This is a genomic window from Enterobacter cloacae complex sp. SHL018, assembly GCF_049237905.1.
GTDB lineage: Bacteria > Pseudomonadota > Gammaproteobacteria > Enterobacterales > Enterobacteriaceae > Enterobacter > Enterobacter hormaechei_C.
This window is the reverse complement of the sequence record NZ_JBMKJE010000002.1, coordinates 591,043-611,551: the sequence shown is the minus strand read 5'-3', so window position 1 is coordinate 611,551 and position 20,509 is coordinate 591,043. Positions and strand designations below refer to the sequence as shown.

General features: G+C 54.0%; 18 protein-coding genes and 2 tRNA genes. 15 read left to right on the top strand and 5 right to left on the bottom strand.

The features are described 5' to 3' along the window. The first annotated feature begins 21 nt into the window (after positions 1 to 21). Both ACOTY5_RS12735 and cgtA read left to right on the top strand, forming a co-directional pair. The gene (locus ACOTY5_RS12735) at positions 22 to 987 is read left to right on the top strand and encodes a DMT family transporter (protein ID WP_015571979.1); all 966 of its coding nucleotides are present in this window, start codon (positions 22 to 24) and stop codon (positions 985 to 987) included. 15 nt (positions 988 to 1,002) lie between these two features. Further along, positions 1,003 to 2,178, top strand: coding sequence for an Obg family GTPase CgtA (gene cgtA / locus ACOTY5_RS12730; protein WP_006812124.1), 1,176 nt, complete (start codon positions 1,003 to 1,005; stop codon positions 2,176 to 2,178). Between the two features lie 33 nt (positions 2,179 to 2,211). Here the strand turns inward: cgtA and pmrB are convergent, their stop codons facing one another. From pmrB to dacB, 3 genes are read right to left on the bottom strand one after another with little or no spacing between them, the layout of a single operon-like run. After that, a complete protein-coding gene (gene pmrB / locus ACOTY5_RS12725) occupies positions 2,212 to 3,255 on the bottom strand; it encodes a two-component system sensor histidine kinase PmrB (RefSeq protein ID WP_045141577.1) in 1,044 nt (347 codons plus the stop codon). Continuing rightward, positions 3,252 to 3,914 (bottom strand): two-component system response regulator PmrA, encoded by a 663-nt coding sequence (pmrA, locus tag ACOTY5_RS12720; RefSeq protein WP_015571977.1) that lies wholly within the window; start codon positions 3,912 to 3,914, stop codon positions 3,252 to 3,254. Before pmrA ends, pmrB begins: the two co-directional genes overlap by 4 nt. Positions 3,915 to 3,916: 2 nt before the next feature. Continuing rightward, entirely contained in the window at positions 3,917 to 5,350 is a 1,434-nt protein-coding gene (gene dacB / locus ACOTY5_RS12715) for a serine-type D-Ala-D-Ala carboxypeptidase (protein ID WP_015571976.1), read from the bottom strand. A 228-nt stretch (positions 5,351 to 5,578) separates the two neighbouring features. Here dacB and greA point away from each other — a divergent pair, with 228 nt between their 5' ends. Then, the gene (greA, locus tag ACOTY5_RS12710) at positions 5,579 to 6,055 is read left to right on the top strand and encodes a transcription elongation factor GreA (protein WP_006812122.1); all 477 of its coding nucleotides are present in this window, start codon (positions 5,579 to 5,581) and stop codon (positions 6,053 to 6,055) included. A gap of 151 nt (positions 6,056 to 6,206) precedes the next feature. Here greA and yhbY read toward each other — a convergent pair whose 3' ends face one another. Continuing rightward, positions 6,207 to 6,500, bottom strand: a complete 294-nt coding sequence (gene yhbY, locus ACOTY5_RS12705) for a ribosome assembly RNA-binding protein YhbY (RefSeq protein WP_003861814.1) — start codon at positions 6,498 to 6,500, stop codon at positions 6,207 to 6,209. Positions 6,501 to 6,627: 127 nt separating this feature from the next. Between yhbY and rlmE the strand changes: the two genes are divergently transcribed. The 6 genes from rlmE (at position 6,628) to ACOTY5_RS12675 (ending at position 12,219) form a co-directional block, all read left to right on the top strand. After that, positions 6,628 to 7,254, top strand: a complete 627-nt coding sequence (gene rlmE, locus ACOTY5_RS12700) for a 23S rRNA (uridine(2552)-2'-O)-methyltransferase RlmE (protein ID WP_003861812.1) — start codon at positions 6,628 to 6,630, stop codon at positions 7,252 to 7,254. Positions 7,255 to 7,356: 102 nt separating this feature from the next. Then, positions 7,357 to 9,291: an ATP-dependent zinc metalloprotease FtsH gene (gene ftsH / locus ACOTY5_RS12695; RefSeq protein WP_003861810.1), complete on the top strand. Its 1,935-nt coding sequence runs from the start codon at positions 7,357 to 7,359 to the stop codon at positions 9,289 to 9,291. Between the two features lie 98 nt (positions 9,292 to 9,389). Next, a complete protein-coding gene (folP, locus tag ACOTY5_RS12690; protein ID WP_003861807.1) occupies positions 9,390 to 10,238 on the top strand; it encodes a dihydropteroate synthase in 849 nt (282 codons plus the stop codon). Next, entirely contained in the window at positions 10,231 to 11,568 is a 1,338-nt protein-coding gene (gene glmM, locus ACOTY5_RS12685; RefSeq protein ID WP_017693917.1) for a phosphoglucosamine mutase, read from the top strand. The genes folP and glmM overlap by 8 nt, the downstream gene beginning before the upstream one ends. Positions 11,569 to 11,790: 222 nt before the next feature. Beyond that, on the top strand, positions 11,791 to 12,123 hold the full coding sequence (gene secG, locus ACOTY5_RS12680; protein ID WP_003861803.1) for a preprotein translocase subunit SecG: 333 nt from the start codon (positions 11,791 to 11,793) through the stop codon (positions 12,121 to 12,123). Between the two features lie 9 nt (positions 12,124 to 12,132). Beyond that, a tRNA-Leu gene (locus ACOTY5_RS12675) sits at positions 12,133 to 12,219 on the top strand. A 187-nt stretch (positions 12,220 to 12,406) separates the two neighbouring features. Here ACOTY5_RS12675 and argG read toward each other — a convergent pair. Next, entirely contained in the window at positions 12,407 to 13,753 is a 1,347-nt protein-coding gene (gene argG, locus ACOTY5_RS12670) for an argininosuccinate synthase (protein WP_015571974.1), read from the bottom strand. A gap of 286 nt (positions 13,754 to 14,039) precedes the next feature. On the opposite strand from argG, the gene ACOTY5_RS12665 reads away from it, so the two are divergent. The 6 genes from ACOTY5_RS12665 to truB all read left to right on the top strand — a co-directional run bounded on the left by ACOTY5_RS12665 (position 14,040) and on the right by truB (position 20,480). Beyond that, positions 14,040 to 14,116 (top strand) — tRNA-Met (locus tag ACOTY5_RS12665). A gap of 207 nt (positions 14,117 to 14,323) precedes the next feature. Then, positions 14,324 to 14,776, top strand: coding sequence for a ribosome maturation factor RimP (rimP, locus tag ACOTY5_RS12660; RefSeq protein WP_014833432.1), 453 nt, complete (start codon positions 14,324 to 14,326; stop codon positions 14,774 to 14,776). 28 nt (positions 14,777 to 14,804) lie between these two features. After that, positions 14,805 to 16,307: a transcription termination factor NusA gene (gene nusA / locus ACOTY5_RS12655; RefSeq protein ID WP_003861798.1), complete on the top strand. Its 1,503-nt coding sequence runs from the start codon at positions 14,805 to 14,807 to the stop codon at positions 16,305 to 16,307. 24 nt (positions 16,308 to 16,331) lie between these two features. Next, positions 16,332 to 19,019 carry a translation initiation factor IF-2 gene (gene infB, locus ACOTY5_RS12650; RefSeq protein ID WP_006812117.1) on the top strand — a complete coding sequence of 896 codons (2,688 nt, stop codon included), beginning with the start codon at positions 16,332 to 16,334 and terminating at the stop codon, positions 19,017 to 19,019. Between the two features lie 106 nt (positions 19,020 to 19,125). Next, complete coding sequence (rbfA, locus tag ACOTY5_RS12645) at positions 19,126 to 19,530, top strand: 30S ribosome-binding factor RbfA (RefSeq protein WP_003861793.1); 405 nt, start codon at positions 19,126 to 19,128, stop codon at positions 19,528 to 19,530. Beyond that, complete coding sequence (gene truB / locus ACOTY5_RS12640; RefSeq protein ID WP_017693918.1) at positions 19,530 to 20,480, top strand: tRNA pseudouridine(55) synthase TruB; 951 nt, start codon at positions 19,530 to 19,532, stop codon at positions 20,478 to 20,480. The genes rbfA and truB overlap by 1 nt, the downstream gene beginning before the upstream one ends. The last annotated feature ends 29 nt before the right edge of the window (positions 20,481 to 20,509 follow it).

Sequence of the window (20,509 nt, the reverse complement as noted above, 5' to 3'; positions counted from 1 at the left end):
TTTTCTGTAGGGAAAACGGGCATGAAGCAGCAGGCCGGCATGGGTATTCTTTTGGCGCTCACTACCGCAATGTGCTGGGGTGCGCTGCCAATTGCAATGAAGCAGGTACTGGAAGTCATGGAGCCACCGACGGTGGTGTTTTATCGCTTCCTGATGGCAAGCATAGGCCTGGGCGCCATTCTGGCCGTCAAAGGTAAGCTGCCACCGCTGCGCATCTTCCGAAAACCGCGTTGGCTGGTGTTACTGGCTATCGCGACGGGCGGTCTGTTCGGTAACTTCATTCTGTTCAGCTCTTCCCTGCAATATCTTAGCCCTACAGCGTCGCAGGTGATTGGTCAGCTTTCACCGGTCGGCATGATGGTCGCCAGCGTATTCATCCTCAAGGAGAAGATGCGCGGCACGCAGATCATCGGGGCAAGCATGCTGCTTTGCGGGCTGGTGATGTTCTTTAACACCAGCCTGATTGAGATTTTTACCCGCCTGACGGATTACACCTGGGGTGTCATTTTTGGGGTGGGTGCAGCAACGGTCTGGGTGAGTTATGGCGTCGCGCAAAAGGTGTTATTGCGCCGTCTTGCCTCACAGCAGATCCTCTTTTTGCTGTACACTTTGTGTACACTGGCATTATTGCCTTTAGCGAAGCCGGGTGTAATTACCCAGCTCAGCGACTGGCAACTGGCGTGCCTCATTTTTTGTGGGCTGAATACGCTGGTCGGTTATGGCGCTCTGGCTGAAGCCATGGCGCGCTGGCAGGCAGCACAGGTGAGCGCCTTAATCACGCTTACCCCGCTGTTTACGCTGTTATTTTCAGATTTGTTATCAATGGCCTGGCCCGATGTCTTCGTCAAGCCGATGCTCAACCTGTTGGGTTATCTCGGTGCGTTTGTCGTGGTTGCGGGCGCGATGTATTCCGCCATTGGTCATCGTCTCTGGGGGCGTTGGCGCAAAAATGAAGCGGTTGTAATAGTCCCCCGCTCAGGCGAATGAGTTACGGAGAGTAAAATGAAGTTTGTTGATGAAGCGACGATTTTGGTCGTGGCAGGTGATGGCGGTAACGGTTGTGTAAGCTTCCGCCGTGAAAAATATATTCCTCGTGGCGGTCCTGACGGCGGTGACGGTGGGGACGGTGGCGACGTGTGGCTGGAGGCGGATGAAAACCTCAACACGCTGATCGACTACCGTTTCGAAAAATCTTTCCGCGCCGAGCGTGGCCAGAACGGCCAGAGCCGCGACTGTACCGGTAAACGCGGTAAAGACGTGACGATCAAAGTGCCGGTGGGTACGCGTGTCATCGATCAGGGCACGGGCGAAACCATGGGTGATATGACCAAACACGGTCAGCGCCTGATGGTGGCGAAAGGCGGCTGGCATGGTCTGGGTAACAGCCGTTTCAAATCTTCCGTTAACCGTACCCCGCGTCAGAAAACCATGGGTACCCCGGGTGATAAGCGCGACCTGCAACTGGAACTGATGCTGCTGGCGGATGTGGGGATGCTGGGTATGCCAAACGCCGGTAAATCGACGTTTATCCGTGCGGTCTCTGCGGCGAAACCCAAAGTAGCGGATTATCCGTTTACGACGCTGGTGCCGAGCCTGGGCGTTGTCCGTATGGATAACGAGAAGAGCTTTGTGGTCGCTGACATCCCGGGTCTGATTGAAGGGGCAGCAGAAGGCGCCGGTCTGGGTATTCGCTTCCTGAAGCACCTTGAGCGTTGTCGCGTACTGTTGCACCTCATCGACATCGATCCAATCGACGGTTCCGATCCGGTTGAAAACGCCCGTATTATTATCGGCGAGCTGGAGAAATACAGTGAAAAACTGGCGCAAAAACCGCGCTGGCTGGTATTTAACAAGATCGACCTGATGGATAAAGCGGAAGCTGAAGCGAAAGCTAAAGCGATTGCCGACGCGATGGGTTGGGAAGATAAGTACTATCTGATCTCTGCCGCCAGCCAGGTTGGCGTGAAAGATCTCTGCTGGGATGTGATGACCTTTATCATCGAGAATCCGGTTGTTCAGGCAGAAGAGGCGAAACAGCCTGAAAAAGTCGAATTCATGTGGGATGACTACCACCGCCAGCAGCTCGAAGAGCTGGAAGCGGAAGAAGATGATGAAGACTGGGACGATGACTGGGATGAAGACGACGAAGAAGGCGTCGAGTTCATCTACAAGCATTAACCCCTGTATAAAGCCCCTTAACGGGGCTTTTTTTTATCCTATTTTCGCCGGTAACCAACAGCTGGCGATGAGGCCACCCTCAGCGCCGTTCTCCAGCGTTAAATGGCCATGATGGAGCTGTACGATACGCTGTACGATGCTCAGCCCAAGGCCGCTGCCGCCGTAGCGCTGGTCGAGACGTCGGAAAGGTTCGGTGATCGACTGGCGGTGCGCCTCATCAATACCCGGCCCCTGATCGGTAACGCTCACCCGGGTACCGCCCTCCGTCGCTGTTAATGCCACTTCAATGGTTGTACCTGCCGGGCTGTAGCGGGCGGCATTCTCCAGAAGGTTCCTTAGCATCAGACGTAACAGGACGGCGTCCCCCTGTACCGTCAGCGCGCTGTGGGCCGGCCATATTACCGTATGCTCTTTGGCTTCATGCTCCAGGCTGAGCGGAGCAATGATCGTCTCTGTCCAGTTCACGGTATCGTAATGGCCGCTGGCCATCGCCTGTCCGGCACGCGCCAGCATCAGCAGCTGTTCCACTGTGTGCATCAGCTGATCGATCCGGCTTATCAGTGGCGTGGCCTGCGGGGAACCGGACTGAGCCATCAGTTCCAGATGGAGCCTGATCCCCGCAAGCGGCGTACGTAACTCGTGTGCCGCATCGGCGGTAAACAGGCGTTCCTGTTGAATAGTGTGGTCCAGCCGGGCGAGGAGTTGATTGAGCGACGCGGTCACAGCGCCTATCTCTTCCATATCGGAATACATCGGCAGGGGAGTCAGATTATCCGCCGAGCGGTTCGCAAGGCTGGCGCGAAGTTTGTTGAGTGGTCGGGTGATCCAGGTGACTGCCCAGAATGAGAAGAGCAAGGTAAAACCGACCATCACCAGAGAAGGGACCAGCAGGGAGGCAATGGCTTCGCGGATCTCTTTTTCGACATGGTTGTTGCGCGCTTTGGCGGACAACGTTTCGTTCACCAGAAAACCGATCTGCTCGCGGCTCTCATGCCACAGCCAGACAACGCTAATGAGTTGAAAAAATAGCAGAATAACCGCCAGCAACACCATTAATCGCCGGCGCATACTGTTCATTTCTGGCTCTCCAGACGGTAACCCACGCCGCGTACGGTTTTGATGCGATCTTTACCGAGCTTGCGCCGCAGATTATGAATGTGAACTTCAAGCGTGTTTGATCCTGGATCGTCCTGCCAGGAGTAGATGTCCTGTTGCAGCGTTTCACGGTGCACGGTCTGCCCGCTGCGCATGATCAGGCGCGTCAGCAGAGCGAACTCTTTTGGCGTCACTTCCACAGGCTGAGACTGGCGCAGCACCTGCTGAGTTTGCAGATTGAGGGTGATATCTCCGTCCGTCAGCAGGTTGTCGCTGTGGCCCTGATAGCGGCGGATCAACGCCCGTACGCGAGCCTGTAGCTCGGCAAGGGCGAAGGGTTTTACCAGATAATCGTCAGCGCCAGAATCCAGCCCGTTAATTCTGTCTTCAATGGCATCGCGGGCGGTGAGAATCAAGACGGGATTCTCAACCCCGCGACGACGCCACTGGCAGAGCAGCGTCGCGCCGTCTTTATCCGGCAGCCCTAAATCCAGGATCACGAGGCTGTATTCACCGCTCTGGATCAGGGCATCTGCTTCAGCGGCCGTGGTGGCACAATCCAGGGCGTAGCCTTCATTCCCCAGCGCCAGCGCTAACCCTTCCTGCAATAACAGATCGTCTTCAACTATCAGTAGTTTCATCGCTAGTTATTCTGGTAGATGTCCTTATAGAGCCTGCTTTCGAAACGCACCAGTGGAATACGGCGATTGCGCTGGTCAGCCGGTTCGACGGCATAGCCGGAAAGATACTGCACAAATGCCATGCGTTGTCCGCTGGCGGTAGTGATAAAACCGGCAAGGTTGTAAACGCCTTGCAGGGAACCCGTTTTGGCTGACACTTTGCCATCCACGCCCGCAGCGTGAAGGCCCGCGCGGTACTGAAGAGAGCCGTCGTGTCCGGCAAGCGGCAGCATCGTAATAAAGTTTAGCTCAGCGTCATGCTGAGCAATGTACTGCAACACCTGCATCATGGTGGCCGGCGAGATCAGGTTATGACGCGATAAACCGGAACCATCAACGGCGATCGTATTGCCCAGATCGATACCCGCCTGCTGGCGCAGGATCTGACGTACGGCATCAGAACCGGCCCGCCAGGTGCCCGGCACACCAAATCGCGCGTGCCCAATCATGCGGAACACCGTGTCGGCAATCATGTTATCCGACTTTTTCAGCATAATCTTAAGCAAATCATGCAGTGGCGCGGACTGTTTGCTGGCGATCACCGTGCCTGGCTCATTCACCTGCGTCTGGCGCAGCAGCGTTCCGGTGTAGGTTATGCCCGCCTGCTTCAGTTCATCTTTAAAAATGGCACCGGCATAGCCCGCGCCATCCTGAATGGCGAAGGCCAGCGGGAGGGGATCGGACCGCTGGGTCAGGCAGCCGGTGAGCGTATAGCGATTGAGATCGCCCGGTACCACGTCCAGCTCGCAATACTGCGCCTCCGGGGAGCCTTTCGCCAGCGTCCGCACCTGGCTGAACATCGTGACCGGGTAGTATGAGGCCACGCGGATAAAAGCTAAGTCATTTGGTTTTGGCGCGCTGTAAAGCGATACGGAGAAGCAGTTACGGTCAACGATGGCGGCGGCTGGCGGGGCGCTAAAGCACTGCGTCATGTCGTTCCACGGCCAGCCAGGCGCTTTATCGTGGCTGGCGAAAATGGAGGTGTCGATCAGCACGTTGCCATCAATTTTTGTTACGCCGGATTTTTTCAGTACCGCCACCATATTGCGGACATCCTGGCGCTTAAAGGTGGGATCGCCACCAAAACGGGCGATAAGATCGCCTTTCAGTTCGCCACCCTCAACGTTACCTCTGGTTTCAAGGGTGGTAGTAAAACGGAAGTCAGGCCCGAGCTGGAGCAGGGCGGCGAGGGCAGTGATCACCTTCTGGGTACTGGCAGGCAGCGCCATCTGTTGACTGTGATAGTCAATCTCGGGAGCCTGCGCGCCAACCTTCTGCACCATCAGGGCAAGGTTCGCGCCGGCGGGCAGTTGATTAATGTACTCATCAACATTCGCGGCCTGAACGGTGAACGTTATACTGGTAGTCAATCCGATGATAAAACTGGAAAATCGCATAATCTCGCGCTAACAACCCGAAAACAAACCGTCATACTACGGTGCATGGCACTGTAAAGTAAACGATGACCCATAGTGAACTTCGCGGTAAAATGCGTATCAAATTGAAAAATTGCTGCTGACCTGGGGCGTTGCTCCCGGGTCGGTTTTCTTTTTGCTTCTGGCCTGTTCAGGTGGGCTGGAGCAGGGAACACTGCTCCCAACAGGAATGTTTAAGAGGTATAACAAATGCAAGCTATTCCGATGACCTTACGTGGTGCCGAAAAACTGCGCGAAGAGCTGGATTTTCTCAAATCCGTGCGTCGCCCTGAAATCATCGCCGCTATCGCGGAAGCGCGTGAGCATGGCGACCTGAAAGAGAATGCTGAATACCACGCGGCGCGTGAGCAGCAGGGTTTCTGTGAGGGGCGCATTAAAGATATCGAGGCGAAACTGTCTAACGCGCAGGTTATCGATATCACCAAAATGCCAAATAATGGCCGTGTGATCTTCGGTTCTACCGTCAGCGTCCTGAATCTGGACAACGACGAAGAGCAGACCTATCGCATCGTGGGTGATGATGAAGCGGACTTCAAACAGAACCTGATTTCGGTGAACTCGCCGATTGCTCGTGGCCTGATTGGCAAAGAGCAGGACGATGTGGTCACCATCCGCACCCCTGGTGGTGAAGTGGAATACGAAATTATTAAGGTTGAATACCTGTAATTCGCTTCTCTACTAAGATGTTGATACATTGTAAAGAAAAGAAAAAGGCCGCATAGCGGCCTTTTATCAACTCAAGGAGCATGGCATTTTGCTCGCCTGCTGAAAGAAATCCCTCGTTTCACACAGAAAATGTGTTTGATTCAGGATATCCTTAACGTGGCAGCGAGATTTTGCGCTCTTTAGATGGGCGATAGAGCACCAGCGTTTTACCGATGACCTGTACATTACAGGCGCCGGTTTCGCGCACGATGGCTTCCACGATCAGGTTTTTAGTGTCTCTGTCTTCAGAGGCGATTTTCACCTTGATCAGCTCGTGGTGTTCCAGCGCTTGTTCAATCTCGGCAAGCACCCCTTCGGTCAAACCATTGTTGCCAAGCATCACTACAGGCTTGAGCGGATGTGCCAGACCTTTAAGGTGCTGTTTTTGTTTAGTACTCAGATTCATCGTATATTTTTGCTTACGTTGGGATTGAAAACGGTTCATTCTACCGCCATCTCCCTAATATCGCCAAATAGCTGCGTAGAAATTTACGTCACAGGCAAGCAACGATGAACCAGGACGGAAATGTTAAATGACAGGTAAAAAGCGTTCTGCCAGCTCCAGCCGCTGGCTTCAGGAACACTTTAGCGATAAATATGTTCAACAGGCGCAGAAAAAGGGGTTGCGTTCCCGCGCCTGGTTTAAACTTGATGAAATACAGCAAAGTGACAAACTTTTTAAACCGGGAATGACGGTGGTCGACCTCGGTGCGGCACCTGGCGGATGGTCCCAGTATGCGGTTACGCAGATCGGCGGAACGGGTCGAATCATCGCATGCGATCTTTTACCAATGGATCCCATCGTCGGTGTCGACTTCCTTCAGGGCGACTTTCGTGATGAATTAGTGCTTAAAGCACTACTTGATCGTGTAGGTGACAGTAAGGTCCAGGTTGTCATGTCGGATATGGCGCCAAATATGTGTGGAACACCGGCGGTGGATATTCCCCGCGCCATGTATCTGGTGGAACTAGCGTTAGAAATGTGTCGTGATGTACTAGCGCCTGGTGGTAGTTTTGTTGTGAAGGTGTTTCAGGGCGAAGGTTTCGAGGAGTATCTTAAGGAAATTCGCTCCCTGTTTGCGAAGGTCAAAGTTCGTAAGCCGGACTCTTCCCGGGCCCGTTCCCGTGAAGTGTATATTGTAGCGACCGGGCGAAAATGATAACCGGTAGATTTCAGGCGAAAGTTTGAATGAAACTGGATATAGAGTATCCTGACGCTGTTTTTAACACAGTTGTAATATGAGGTTAATCCCTTGAGTGACATGGCGAAAAACCTAATACTCTGGCTGGTCATTGCCGTTGTGCTGATGTCAGTATTCCAGAGCTTTGGGCCCAGCGAGTCGAATGGCCGCAAGGTGGATTATTCTACCTTCCTGCAAGAGGTCAATCAGGACCAGGTTCGCGAAGCGCGTATCAACGGACGTGAGATCAACGTTACCAAGAAAGATAGTAACCGTTACACGACTTACATCCCGGTGAACGATCCTAAGCTGCTTGATAACCTTCTGACCAAAAACGTCAAAGTGGTAGGCGAGCCGCCGGAAGAACCAAGCCTGCTGGCTTCTATCTTCATTTCCTGGTTCCCGATGCTGCTTCTTATCGGCGTCTGGATCTTCTTTATGCGCCAGATGCAGGGCGGTGGTGGCAAAGGTGCCATGTCGTTCGGTAAGAGCAAGGCGCGTATGCTGACGGAAGACCAGATCAAGACCACGTTTGCTGACGTAGCAGGTTGTGACGAAGCAAAAGAAGAGGTGGGTGAACTGGTTGAATACCTGCGCGAGCCGAGCCGTTTCCAGAAACTGGGCGGTAAGATCCCGAAAGGCGTCCTGATGGTCGGCCCTCCGGGTACCGGTAAAACCCTGCTGGCAAAAGCCATCGCGGGTGAAGCGAAGGTGCCGTTCTTTACTATTTCAGGTTCTGACTTCGTTGAAATGTTCGTGGGTGTCGGTGCATCTCGTGTGCGTGACATGTTCGAGCAGGCTAAGAAGGCAGCACCGTGCATCATCTTCATCGATGAAATCGACGCCGTAGGCCGCCAGCGTGGCGCAGGCCTGGGTGGTGGTCACGATGAACGTGAGCAGACGCTGAACCAGATGCTGGTTGAGATGGACGGCTTCGAAGGTAACGAAGGTATCATCGTTATCGCGGCAACTAACCGTCCGGACGTACTCGACCCTGCGCTGCTGCGTCCAGGCCGTTTTGACCGTCAGGTTGTGGTCGGTCTGCCGGATGTTCGCGGTCGTGAACAGATTCTGAAAGTGCATATGCGACGCGTACCGCTGGCGCCAGATATTGACGCGGCAATCATTGCGCGTGGTACTCCAGGCTTCTCCGGTGCGGATCTGGCTAACCTGGTCAACGAAGCAGCACTGTTTGCCGCTCGCGGTAACAAGCGCGTGGTGTCCATGGTGGAATTCGAGAAAGCGAAAGACAAAATCATGATGGGGGCGGAACGTCGCTCCATGGTGATGACGGAAGCGCAGAAAGAGTCCACGGCATATCACGAAGCGGGCCACGCGATTATCGGTCGTCTGGTGCCGGAACACGATCCCGTACACAAGGTGACGATTATTCCGCGCGGTCGTGCGCTGGGTGTGACCTTCTTCCTGCCTGAAGGCGACGCGATCAGCGCCAGCCGTCAGAAGCTGGAAAGCCAGATTTCAACCCTGTACGGCGGTCGTCTGGCTGAAGAGATTATCTACGGTGCGGAACATGTTTCCACCGGTGCGTCGAACGATATTAAAGTGGCGACAAACCTGGCGCGTAACATGGTGACTCAGTGGGGCTTCTCCGACAAACTCGGTCCGCTGCTGTATGCAGAGGAAGAGGGCGAAGTATTCCTGGGCCGCTCTGTGGCAAAAGCGAAACATATGTCCGATGAAACGGCACGTATCATCGACCAGGAAGTGAAAGCGCTGATTGAACGTAACTACGCTCGCGCCCGTCAGATCCTGAACGACAATATGGACATCCTGCATTCGATGAAAGATGCGCTCATGAAATATGAGACCATCGATGCACCGCAGATTGACGACCTGATGGCGCGCCGCGAAGTGCGTCCGCCGGCAGGCTGGGAAGACCCAGGCGCGTCTAACAATTCTGACAACAATGGCACCCCGCGTGCGCCGCGTCCGGTCGATGAACCGCGTACGCCAAACCCGGGCAACACCATGTCAGAGCAGTTGGGCGACAAGTAAGTCACTGCTGTTGAAGCGTTTGTCTGTATCTCAAACCCTGGAGCTTGCTCCGGGGTTTTTCTTATCTGTTTAACCACATTAATCCCAGGGACTTCACCATGAAACTATTCGCCCAGGACTCGCATCTCGACCTTTCACATCCCCATGTGATGGGGATCCTGAATGTCACGCCTGATTCCTTCTCTGACGGCGGCACGCATAATTCGCTTATCGACGCGGTTAAACACGCGAATTTAATGATTAACGCGGGTGCCACCATCATTGACGTTGGAGGGGAGTCAACGCGGCCTGGCGCGGCGGAGGTTTCGGTGGAAGAAGAGCTGGCGCGCGTGGTGCCGGTGGTGGAGGCTATCGCCCGGCGCTTTGAAGTGTGGATCTCCGTTGATACCTCCAAACCCGAAGTGATCCGTGAAGTGGCGAGAGTGGGCGCTCACATTATCAATGATATCCGCTCGCTGACCGAGCCGGGCGCGATTGAAGCCGCCGCAGAAACCGGGCTACCGGTGTGTCTGATGCATATGCAGGGTCAGCCTAAGACAATGCAGGAGGCGCCAAAATATGAAGATGTGTTTGCCGACGTCACCCGCTTCTTTATTGAGCATATCGAACGCTGTGAACGTGCGGGTATCGCAAAAGAGAAATTGCTGCTCGACCCGGGCTTCGGTTTCGGTAAAAATCTCTCACACAATTACGCGTTGCTTGCGCGCTTATCAGAGTTTCATCAGTTCGGCCTGCCACTGCTGGTGGGAATGTCGAGAAAATCGATGATTGGTCAGTTGTTGAATGTCGGGCCGAGCGAACGTCTGAGCGGCAGTCTGGCCTGCGCGGTGATTGCCGCGATGCAAGGTGCACACATCATTCGCGTCCATGACGTAAAAGAAACAGTAGAAGCCATGCGTGTGGTGGAAGCCACACTGGCAGCGAAGGAAAACAAACGCTATGAGTAATCGTAAATATTTTGGTACCGATGGCATCCGTGGGCGCGTAGGCGATGCGCCAATTACCCCTGACTTTGTCCTGAAGCTGGGCTGGGCAGCGGGGAAAGTGCTGGCGCGTCATGGCTCCCGTAAGATCATTATTGGGAAAGATACCCGTATTTCGGGTTATATGCTGGAGTCCGCGCTGGAAGCCGGGCTGGCGGCGGCGGGGCTTTCAGCTTCCTTTACGGGGCCAATGCCGACCCCTGCTGTTGCCTATCTGACCCGCACCTTCCGTGCGGAAGCGGGCATCGTCATTTCAGCTTCCCATAATCCGTTCTATGACAACGGTATCAAATTCTTCTCCATCGACGGCACCAAACTGCCGGATGACGTGGAAGAGGCGATTGAAGCGGAAATGGAAAAAGAGATCACCTGTGTTGACTCCGCTGAGCTGGGTAAAGCAAACCGTATTGTCGATGCCGCAGGCCGCTACATTGAATTCTGCAAAGGCACTTTCCCGAATGAGCTGAGCCTGGCACACCTCAAAATTGTGGTGGACTGTGCCAACGGTGCGACTTACCACATTGCGCCGAATGTGTTCCGCGAGCTGGGTGCCAAAGTGATCACTATCGGCTGCGAGCCGGATGGTCTGAACATCAACGAAGAAGTCGGCGCGACAGACGTGCGTGCCTTGCAGGCGCGTGTGCTGGCTGAAAAGGCCGATCTGGGTATTGCCCTGGATGGCGATGGTGACCGTGTGATCATGGTTGACCACGAAGGTAACAAGGTCGATGGCGATCAGATCCTCTACATCATTGCCCGTGAAGGCCTGCGTCAGGGGCAGCTGCGCGGTGGCGCGGTCGGTACGCTTATGAGCAACATGGGACTCGAACTGGCGCTGAAACAGCTGGGCATCCCGTTTGTCCGTGCGAAAGTGGGTGACCGCTACGTGCTGGAAAAACTTCAGGAGAAAGGCTGGCGTATTGGCGCGGAAAACTCCGGCCACGTGATCCTGCTTGATAAAACCACCACCGGTGACGGTATTGTGGCGGCGCTTCAGGTTGTTGCCGCGATGGCGCGTAACCATATGAGCCTGCACGATCTGTGCAGCGGCATGAAAATGTTCCCGCAGATTCTGGTTAATGTGCGTTTCACCGCGGGTAAAGGCGACCCGCTGGAAAATGATAACGTGAAAGCGGTGATGGCAGACGTGGAAGCGACTCTTGGCAGCCGTGGGCGCGTCCTGCTGCGTAAGTCGGGTACCGAGCCGCTGATCCGCGTGATGGTGGAAGGCGAAGACGAAGCGCAGGTAACCGAATTTGCGCACCGCATTGCGGATGCAGTCAAAGCTGCATAATCTTTCAGAATAAGTGTTTAAAAAGGCGGCGTTTGCCGCCTTTGTTTTAAGCAATGAATGGCTTTTTGCTGTTTTTTTCCGCAGTTGATACAATGCCTCGAAAATGCCCTTGCGAAGGTGATTCGCTTTGGTTAGTATTCACACCCGCTTCAGTGGGAAACAAAATCCTGCTAATTGGTCGAAGCATTGGTATGCGGCAAATCCGCAAGGAACAGGTTGATTATGTACGAAGCTCTTTTAGTTATTTTCCTTATTGTAGCCATCGCTCTCGTAGCGCTGATTATGCTACAGCAAGGTAAAGGCGCTGATATGGGAGCCTCCTTCGGAGCAGGCGCTTCCGGTACGCTGTTCGGTTCAAGTGGTTCTGCGAACTTCATGACCCGTACGACGGCGATTCTGGCTACGCTGTTCTTCATCATCAGTCTGGTGCTGGGCAATATCAACAGCAACAAGACCAGTAAAGGAAGCGAGTGGGAAAATCTGAGCGCGCCAGCAAAAACTGAGCAAACTCAGCCAGCTGCACCGGCTAAGCCAACCAGCGATATCCCGCAGTAAGTATTCCGTACCGAGGTGGTGGAATTGGTAGACACGCTACCTTGAGGTGGTAGTGCCCTAACGGGCTTGTGGGTTCGAGTCCCATCCTCGGTACCAATATTCCAGAAGAAAGACGTCGCAAGACGTCTTTTTTTTCGTCTGTACATTCTGTGTATCCGATCTTTTGTAGGGCGGGTAAGCGCAGCGCCACCCGCCGTTTTGCCCGGTGGCGCTGCGCTTACCGGGCCTACGAAGACCACAAAAAAGGCGCCCAATGGGCGCCTTTTGCATGACTTGCTGTCGATTATTTCTTATCGCTGTGTTCCAGGTTCTCAACCTGAGGGAGGCCATTACCGGAACTGGCGGAGAGCAGGCCATTCTCAACATAGTTGAACAGCTTCTCACGGGTATCGGTGATGTCCAGGTTACGCATGGTCAGCTGGCCAATACGATCGTCCGGAGAGAACACTGACTCACCTTTCTCCATGGTCAGACGCTCTGCTTTATAGGTCAGGTTGTCAGACACGGTATTGAGGATGGAGTAATCATTGCCGCGACGCAGTTCCAGGGTCACTTCGCCGGTGATTGCGCTTGCCACCCAACGTTGCAGGGCGTCACGCAGCATCAGCGCCTGTGGATCAAACCAGCGACCCTGATACAGCAGTTTGCCCAGCTGACGGCCATGAGAGTGATACTGCTCGATGGTGTCTTCGTTGTGAATACCGGTCAGCAGACGCTCGTAAGCGATGTGTAGCAGCGCCATCCCCGGCGCTTCGTAAATGCCACGGCTTTTCGCTTCGATGATACGGTTTTCGATCTGATCGCTCATACCCAGACCGTGACGACCGCCGATGCGGTTTGCTTCCAGCATCAGTTCAACATCGTCGGAGAAGGTTTTACCGTTCAGGGCAACCGGATGACCACGTTCGAAACGCACGGTCACTTCTTCCGCCGGGATCTTCACGTTCTCATCCCAGAACTTCACGCCCATGATCGGGTTAACAATTTTTACGCTGGAGTTCAGGAATTCCAGGTCTTTCGCTTCGTGCGTCGCACCCAGCATGTTGGAGTCGGTTGAGTAGGCTTTCTCAACGGACATCTTGTAGTCAAAGCCGCAGGCAATCATAAACTCAGACATTTCATGACGGCCACCCAGCTCGTCGATGAAGTCGGTATCCAGCCACGGTTTGTAGATCTGCAACTCGGCGTTGGTCAGCAGGCCATAACGATAGAAACGTTCAATATCGTTGCCTTTATAGGTGCTACCGTCCCCCCAGATGTTCACGCCATCTTCTTTCATGGCGGCGACCAGCATAGTGCCGGTGACGGCACGACCCAGCGGGGTGGTATTGAAATAGGTCAGGCCGCCGGTCGTATTATGGAAAGCACCGCACTGGATCGCGGCAATCCCTTCGGCAACCAGCTGCTTACGGCAGTCGATCAGACGTGCGTTCTCTGCGCCATATTCCATGGCACGACGAGGGATCGCGTCATAATCTTCCTCGTCCGGCTGACCCAGGTTCGCAGTATATGCATAAGGAACCGCTCCCTTCTGGCGCATCCACAGCAGTGCAGCGCTGGTATCCAGGCCGCCAGAAAAAGCGATGCCAATACGTTGTCCTACCGGGAGATGCTTGAGAATCGTCGTCATATAATAAAACCCTGCTTGATTGACTGATTAGAGACCGCTTTCGCTCTCGATGCATTTTTATGCAAAATAAGTGAGTATTCATTTAATCATCTTTTATCGACGACCGAAAGAGACGTGTGCGTTTTTTGTAAAAATTTCCCTTTTATTGCCCTGGCTGAAGTTGGGTTGACAGGTGGGGTCAACTATCAATATACTGAACGCCGATTTTACGTCCCGTCTTCGGTACCAAATCCCAGCATTATTTGCAAATTCTGTCCAAAACGCGTAGAATTTGCCACGTTTCAGGCGCGGGGTGGAGCAGCCTGGTAGCTCGTCGGGCTCATAACCCGAAGGTCGTCGGTTCAAATCCGGCCCCCGCAACCACTTTCCTATAAAGTTCTTTTTCAAATATACTGTGAAGACTTAGAGCCTTCGTAGCTGGATTTGAAAAAATGCTTTCGGAGAGTGCTCCAGGCCACAGTTGTGGCTATAGGGTTCAGTTATCTAAAGCCCCGATTTATCGGGGTTTTTTGTTATCTGACTACAGAATAACTGGGCTTTACGCCCTTTTTTTATGTCTTGGGGGTGGGCTTGTCCACATTAGAGCAAAAATTAACAGAGATGATTACTGCGCCGGTCGAAGCACTGGGCTACGAACTGGTCGGCATCGAATTCGTTCGCGGCCGTACATCCACACTGCGCATCTATATTGATAGTGAAGATGGCATCAATGTTGATGATTGTGCTGATGTCAGCCACCAGGTGAGTGCGGTTCTTGATGTTGAAGATCCGATTACCGTTGCGTACAACCTGGAAGTTTCCTCACCTGGCCTCGATCGTCCGATGTTCACGGCCGAGCACTACGTGCGCTTTACCGGTGAAGAAGTGGCTCTCGTTCTGCGTATGGCCGTACAGAACCGCCGTAAATGGCAGGGAATTATCAAAGCCGTTGATGGTGAAATGATCACGGTGACAGTCGAAGGCAAAGATGAAGTGTTCGCGCTGAGTAATATCCAGAAGGCGAACCTGGTTCCCCACTTTTAACAGTCTGGATTGAGGTGAAAAGCCCGCGATGAACAAAGAAATTTTGGCTGTTGTTGAAGCCGTCTCCAACGAGAAATCACTGCCGCGTGAGAAGATTTTCGAAGCGCTGGAAAGTGCACTGGCTACAGCAACCAAGAAAAAATACGAACAAGAGATCGATGTTCGCGTAGAAATCGATCGTAAAAGCGGTGACTTCGATACATTCCGTCGTTGGGTAATCGTTGAAGAAGTGACCCAACCGACCAAAGAGATCACGCTGGAAGCGGCACGTTTTGAAGACGAAAGTCTGAACGTGGGTGACTACGTTGAAGATCAGATTGAATCTGTTACCTTCGACCGTATCACCACCCAGACCGCGAAGCAGGTTATTGTGCAGAAAGTGCGCGAAGCCGAGCGCGCGCTGGTTGTCGATCAGTTCCGCGATCAGGAAGGCGAAATCATCACTGGCGTGGTGAAGAAAGTGAACCGCGACAACATCTCTCTGGAGATCAAATCCGAAGGGCTGCCGGGTAACGCTGAAGCCGTGATCCTGCGTGAAGACATGCTGCCGCGTGAAAACTTCCGCCCAGGCGACCGTATTCGTGGTGTGCTGTATGCCGTACGTCCTGAAGCGCGTGGTGCACAGCTGTTCGTGACGCGTTCTAAACCAGAAATGCTGGTTGAACTGTTCCGTATCGAAGTGCCGGAAATCGGCGAAGAAGTTATCGAAATCAAAGCGGCGGCCCGCGATCCGGGTTCCCGTGCGAAAATTGCGGTGAAAACCAACGACAAGCGTATCGACCCGGTCGGTGCTTGCGTCGGTATGCGTGGCGCACGTGTTCAGGCGGTTTCTACCGAACTGGGCGGCGAGCGCATTGATATCGTTCTGTGGGACGATAACCCGGCGCAGTTCGTGATCAACGCAATGGCACCGGCTGATGTGGCGTCTATCGTTGTTGACGAAGACAAACACACCATGGATATCGCTGTAGAAGCGGGCAACCTGGCGCAGGCGATTGGCCGTAACGGTCAGAACGTACGTCTGGCGTCACAGCTGAGCGGCTGGGAACTCAACGTGATGACCGTTGATGACCTTCAGGCCAAGCATCAGGCTGAAGCCCACGCGGCGATCGATACCTTCACCAAATACCTGGACATTGACGAAGACTTCGCCACTGTGCTGGTTGAAGAAGGTTTCTCTACGCTGGAAGAACTGGCCTACGTGCCAATGAAAGAGCTGCTGGAAATTGACGGTCTGGATGAACCAACCGTTGAAGCCCTGCGTGAACGCGCTAAAAACGCACTGACCACCCTGGCGCTGGCTCAGGAAGAAAGCCTTGGCGATAAGAAGCCGGCTGATGACCTGCTGAATCTGGAAGGTCTTGATCGTGCGATTGCGTTCAAGCTGGCTGCCCGTGGTGTTTGTACGCTGGAAGATCTCGCTGAGCAAGGCGTTGATGACCTGGCCGATATCGAAGGTTTAACCGACGAGAAAGCCGGCGAACTCATCATGGCCGCACGTAATATTTGCTGGTTCGGCGACGAAGCGTAATAAACTGTAGCAGGAAGGAACAGCATGACTGATGTAACTGTAAAATCGCTGGCTGCTGAGATTCAGACCTCCGTGGACCGCCTGGTACAGCAATTTGCTGATGCAGGGATCCCGAAGTCCGCTGATGACTCGGTGACCGCGCAAGAAAAACAAACCTTGTTAGCGCACCTGAACCGTGAACACGGCTCTACGCCTGACAAGTTAACGCTACAGCGTAAAACGCGTAGCACGTTGAACATCCCTGGTACCGGTGGCAAAAGCAAGTCGGTACAAATTGAAGTCCGCAAGACGCGCACCTTTGTAAAACGTGATCCGCAAGAGGCAGAACGCCTTGCCGCGGAAGAGCAGGCACAGCGTGAAGCGGAAGAACAAGCTCAGCGTGAGGCAGAAGCCACTGCCAAACGTGAAGCAGAATTAAAAGCTGAACGTGAGGCCGCAGAAAAAGCGAAACGCGACGCCGGTGAAAAAGCGAAGCGTGACGCTGCGGAAAAAGACAAAGTGAGCAATCAACAGACCGACGAAATGACCAAAACTGCCCAGGCTGAAAAAGCCCGCCGTGAAAATGAAGCTGCCGAGCTGAAGCGTAAAGCGGAAGAAGAAGCCCGCCGCAAGCTTGAAGAAGAAGCTCGCCGCGTCGCCGAAGAAGCGCGTCGCATGGCAGAAGAAAACGAGAAGAACGGTGTGAATACCGCTGAACCAACTGAAGATACCAGCGATTATCACGTCACCACGTCTCAGCATGCGCGTCAGGCAGAAGACGACAACGACCGCGAAGTTGAAGGTGGTCGTGGCCGTACTCGCAGTGCAAAAGCTGCGCGTCCTGCGAAAAAAGGTAACAAACACGCTGAATCAAAAGCTGACCGTGAAGAAGCGCGTGCAGCGGTTCGCGGCGGTAAAGGCGGCAAGCGTAAAGGTTCCGCTCTCCAGCAGGGCTTCCAGAAGCCTGCTCAGGCCGTTAACCGTGACGTTGTGATCGGCGAAACCATCACCGTTGGCGAACTGGCTAACAAGATGGCGGTGAAAGGCTCTCAGGTCATCAAAGCGATGATGAAACTGGGCGCAATGGCCACCATCAACCAGGTCATCGACCAGGAAACCGCACAGCTGGTTGCCGAAGAGATGGGTCACAAAGTTATCCTGCGTCGTGAAAACGAGCTGGAAGAAGCAGTAATGAGCGACCGTGATACGGGCGCAGCGGCTGAACCGCGCGCACCGGTCGTGACCATCATGGGTCACGTTGACCACGGTAAAACCTCTCTGCTTGACTACATTCGTTCTACTAAGGTTGCCTCCGGCGAAGCGGGTGGTATTACCCAGCACATCGGTGCTTACCACGTAGAAACCGAAAACGGCATGATCACCTTCCTGGATACCCCAGGCCACGCAGCGTTTACCTCAATGCGTGCTCGTGGTGCTCAGGCAACGGATATCGTTGTTCTGGTTGTTGCTGCCGACGATGGCGTGATGCCACAGACCATTGAAGCTATCCAGCACGCGAAAGCGGCGCAGGTGCCTCTGGTTGTCGCAGTTAACAAAATCGATAAGCCAGAAGCCGATATGGATCGCGTGAAGAACGAACTGTCCCAGTACGGCGTTATGCCGGAAGAGTGGGGCGGTGAAGCGCAGTTCATCCCTGTATCAGCAAAAGCAGGTACCGGTATCGACGACCTGCTGAACGCTATCCTGCTTCAGGCTGAAGTTCTGGAGCTGAAAGCGGTTCGTAAAGGTATGGCGAGCGGCGCGGTAATCGAATCCTTCCTGGATAAAGGTCGTGGTCCGGTTGCAACCGTTCTGGTTCGCGAAGGTACTCTGCACAAGGGCGACATCGTTCTGTGTGGTTTCGAATACGGTCGCGTTCGTGCGATGCGTAACGAACTGGGTCAGGAAGTGCTGGAAGCGGGTCCGTCCATTCCAGTGGAAATTCTCGGCCTGTCCGGTGTTCCGGCTGCCGGTGACGAAGTCACCGTGGTACGTGACGAGAAGAAAGCGCGTGAAGTCGCTCTGTATCGTCAGGGTAAATTCCGTGAAGTGAAGCTGGCTCGTCAGCAGAAATCTAAACTCGAGAACATGTTCGCCAACATGACCGAAGGCGAAGTTCACGAAGTGAACATTGTTCTGAAAGCGGACGTTCAGGGTTCTGTGGAAGCGATCTCCGACTCCTTGCTGAAACTGTCTACCGACGAAGTGAAAGTGAAGATCATCGGTTCTGGCGTAGGTGGTATCACCGAAACCGACGCAACCCTGGCAGCAGCGTCCAACGCGATCCTTGTTGGCTTCAACGTTCGTGCTGACGCATCTGCGCGTAAAGTGATTGATGCTGAAAGCCTGGATCTGCGTTACTACTCCGTCATCTATAACCTGATTGACGAAGTGAAAGCAGCGATGAGCGGCATGCTGTCTCCTGAGCTGAAACAGCAGATCATCGGTCTGGCTGAAGTACGTGACGTGTTCAAATCACCGAAATTCGGTGCGATCGCGGGCTGTATGGTTACCGAAGGGACCATCAAGCGTCACAACCCAATCCGCGTACTGCGTGACAACGTGGTTATCTACGAAGGTGAGCTGGAATCCCTGCGCCGCTTCAAAGATGACGTTAACGAAGTCCGTAACGGCATGGAATGTGGTATCGGCGTGAAGAACTACAACGACGTTCGCGTTGGCGATATGATCGAAGTGTTCGAGATCATCGAAATTCAGCGTACCATCGCGTAATCTTCGTCAACTGAAGATTAATTAGCGTAGGCCGGGTAAGCGAAGCGCCACCCGGCAGTAATTTTAAAAAGGGGCTTAAGCCCCTTTTTTGTCTGGAGAATTTATTATGGCGAAAGAATTTGGTCGCCCACAGCGCGTCGCGCAGGAGATGCAGAAAGAGATCGCTCTCATTCTGCAACGTGAAATCAAAGATCCACGCGTGGGTATGATGACCACCGTGTCGGGCGTGGAAATGTCCCGCGACCTGGCGTACGCCAAAGTGTTTGTTACTTTCCTGAATGACCAGGATGAAGACGCCGTGAAGAACGGCATTAAAGCGTTGCAGGAAGCCTCTGGTTTCATCCGCTCTCTGCTTGGCAAAGCAATGCGCCTGCGTATCGTGCCAGAGCTGACCTTCTTCTACGACAACTCGCTGGTTGAAGGTATGCGTATGTCCAACCTGGTGACCAGCGTGGTGAAACATGACGATGAGCGTCGTGTTAACCCGGCGGACGACAGCAAGGAGGACTGATGAGTCGTCCTCGTCGTCGCGGTCGTGACGTGCATGGCGTGCTGTTGCTGGATAAACCACAGGGCGCATCCAGCAACGACGTGCTGCAAAAAGTGAAGCGTATTTATAACGCCAACCGTGCAGGGCACACTGGCGCGCTGGATCCGCTGGCAACCGGCATGCTGCCGATCTGCCTGGGGGAAGCGACAAAGTTTTCCCAGTACCTGCTGGATTCGGATAAGCGCTACCGCGTGATTGCCAAACTGGGCCAGCGCACGGATACCTCTGATGCAGATGGCCTGGTGGTGGAAGAGCGCCCGGTGACCTTCAGCGCGGAGCAACTTGATGCGGCGCTGGACAGCTTCCGTGGTGATACGCTACAGGTGCCGTCGATGTATTCGGCGCTGAAATATCAGGGCAAAAAGCTCTACGAATATGCGCGTCAGGGCATTGAGGTTCCGCGTGAAGCTCGTCCGATTACCGTGTATGAGTTGCTGTTCATTCGCCACGAAGGTGATGAACTCGAGCTGGAAGTACACTGTTCGAAAGGGACCTATATCCGCACCATCATTGATGACCTCGGTGAAAAGCTGGGCTGCGGCGCGCATGTGATTTATCTGCGTCGTCTGGCGGTCAGCAAATATCCGGTCGAACGCATGGTGACGCTTGAGCATCTGCACGCCCTGGTTGAACAGGCGCAAGCGCAGGGCGTTGCGCCAGCCGATCTGCTGGACCCGCTGCTGATGCCAATGGACAGTCCGGCAGTGGACTTCCCGGTTGTTAATCTTCCTTTAACATCGTCCGTTTACTTTAAGAACGGAAACCCGGTTCGCACATCGGGGGCGCCGCTTGAGGGCCTGGTACGCGTGACGGAAGGTGACGAAGGGAAATTCATCGGTATGGGCGAAATGGATGGCGAAGGGCGTGTGGCGCCGCGTCGTCTGGTCGTCGAATATCCGGTCGAAGCGTGACGGTGATAACGCCTCACCTTGCGATAAGC

What these genes read in the sequence shown, in the direction of transcription:
- ACOTY5_RS12735 (WP_015571979.1), top strand. Translation starts at nt 22, where the DNA reads ATGAAGCAGCAGGCCGGCATGGGTATTCTTTTGGCGCTCACTACCGCA.
- cgtA (WP_006812124.1), top strand. Translation starts at nt 1,003, where the DNA reads ATGAAGTTTGTTGATGAAGCGACGATTTTGGTCGTGGCAGGTGATGGC.
- pmrB (WP_045141577.1), bottom strand. Translation starts at nt 3,255, where the DNA reads ATGAACAGTATGCGCCGGCGATTAATGGTGTTGCTGGCGGTTATTCTG.
- pmrA (WP_015571977.1), bottom strand. Translation starts at nt 3,914, where the DNA reads ATGAAACTACTGATAGTTGAAGACGATCTGTTATTGCAGGAAGGGTTA.
- dacB (WP_015571976.1), bottom strand. Translation starts at nt 5,350, where the DNA reads ATGCGATTTTCCAGTTTTATCATCGGATTGACTACCAGTATAACGTTC.
- greA (WP_006812122.1), top strand. Translation starts at nt 5,579, where the DNA reads ATGCAAGCTATTCCGATGACCTTACGTGGTGCCGAAAAACTGCGCGAA.
- yhbY (WP_003861814.1), bottom strand. Translation starts at nt 6,500, where the DNA reads ATGAATCTGAGTACTAAACAAAAACAGCACCTTAAAGGTCTGGCACAT.
- rlmE (WP_003861812.1), top strand. Translation starts at nt 6,628, where the DNA reads ATGACAGGTAAAAAGCGTTCTGCCAGCTCCAGCCGCTGGCTTCAGGAA.
- ftsH (WP_003861810.1), top strand. Translation starts at nt 7,357, where the DNA reads ATGGCGAAAAACCTAATACTCTGGCTGGTCATTGCCGTTGTGCTGATG.
- folP (WP_003861807.1), top strand. Translation starts at nt 9,390, where the DNA reads ATGAAACTATTCGCCCAGGACTCGCATCTCGACCTTTCACATCCCCAT.
- glmM (WP_017693917.1), top strand. Translation starts at nt 10,231, where the DNA reads ATGAGTAATCGTAAATATTTTGGTACCGATGGCATCCGTGGGCGCGTA.
- secG (WP_003861803.1), top strand. Translation starts at nt 11,791, where the DNA reads ATGTACGAAGCTCTTTTAGTTATTTTCCTTATTGTAGCCATCGCTCTC.
- argG (WP_015571974.1), bottom strand. Translation starts at nt 13,753, where the DNA reads ATGACGACGATTCTCAAGCATCTCCCGGTAGGACAACGTATTGGCATC.
- nusA (WP_003861798.1), top strand. Translation starts at nt 14,805, where the DNA reads ATGAACAAAGAAATTTTGGCTGTTGTTGAAGCCGTCTCCAACGAGAAA.
- infB (WP_006812117.1), top strand. Translation starts at nt 16,332, where the DNA reads ATGACTGATGTAACTGTAAAATCGCTGGCTGCTGAGATTCAGACCTCC.
- rbfA (WP_003861793.1), top strand. Translation starts at nt 19,126, where the DNA reads ATGGCGAAAGAATTTGGTCGCCCACAGCGCGTCGCGCAGGAGATGCAG.
- truB (WP_017693918.1), top strand. Translation starts at nt 19,530, where the DNA reads ATGAGTCGTCCTCGTCGTCGCGGTCGTGACGTGCATGGCGTGCTGTTG.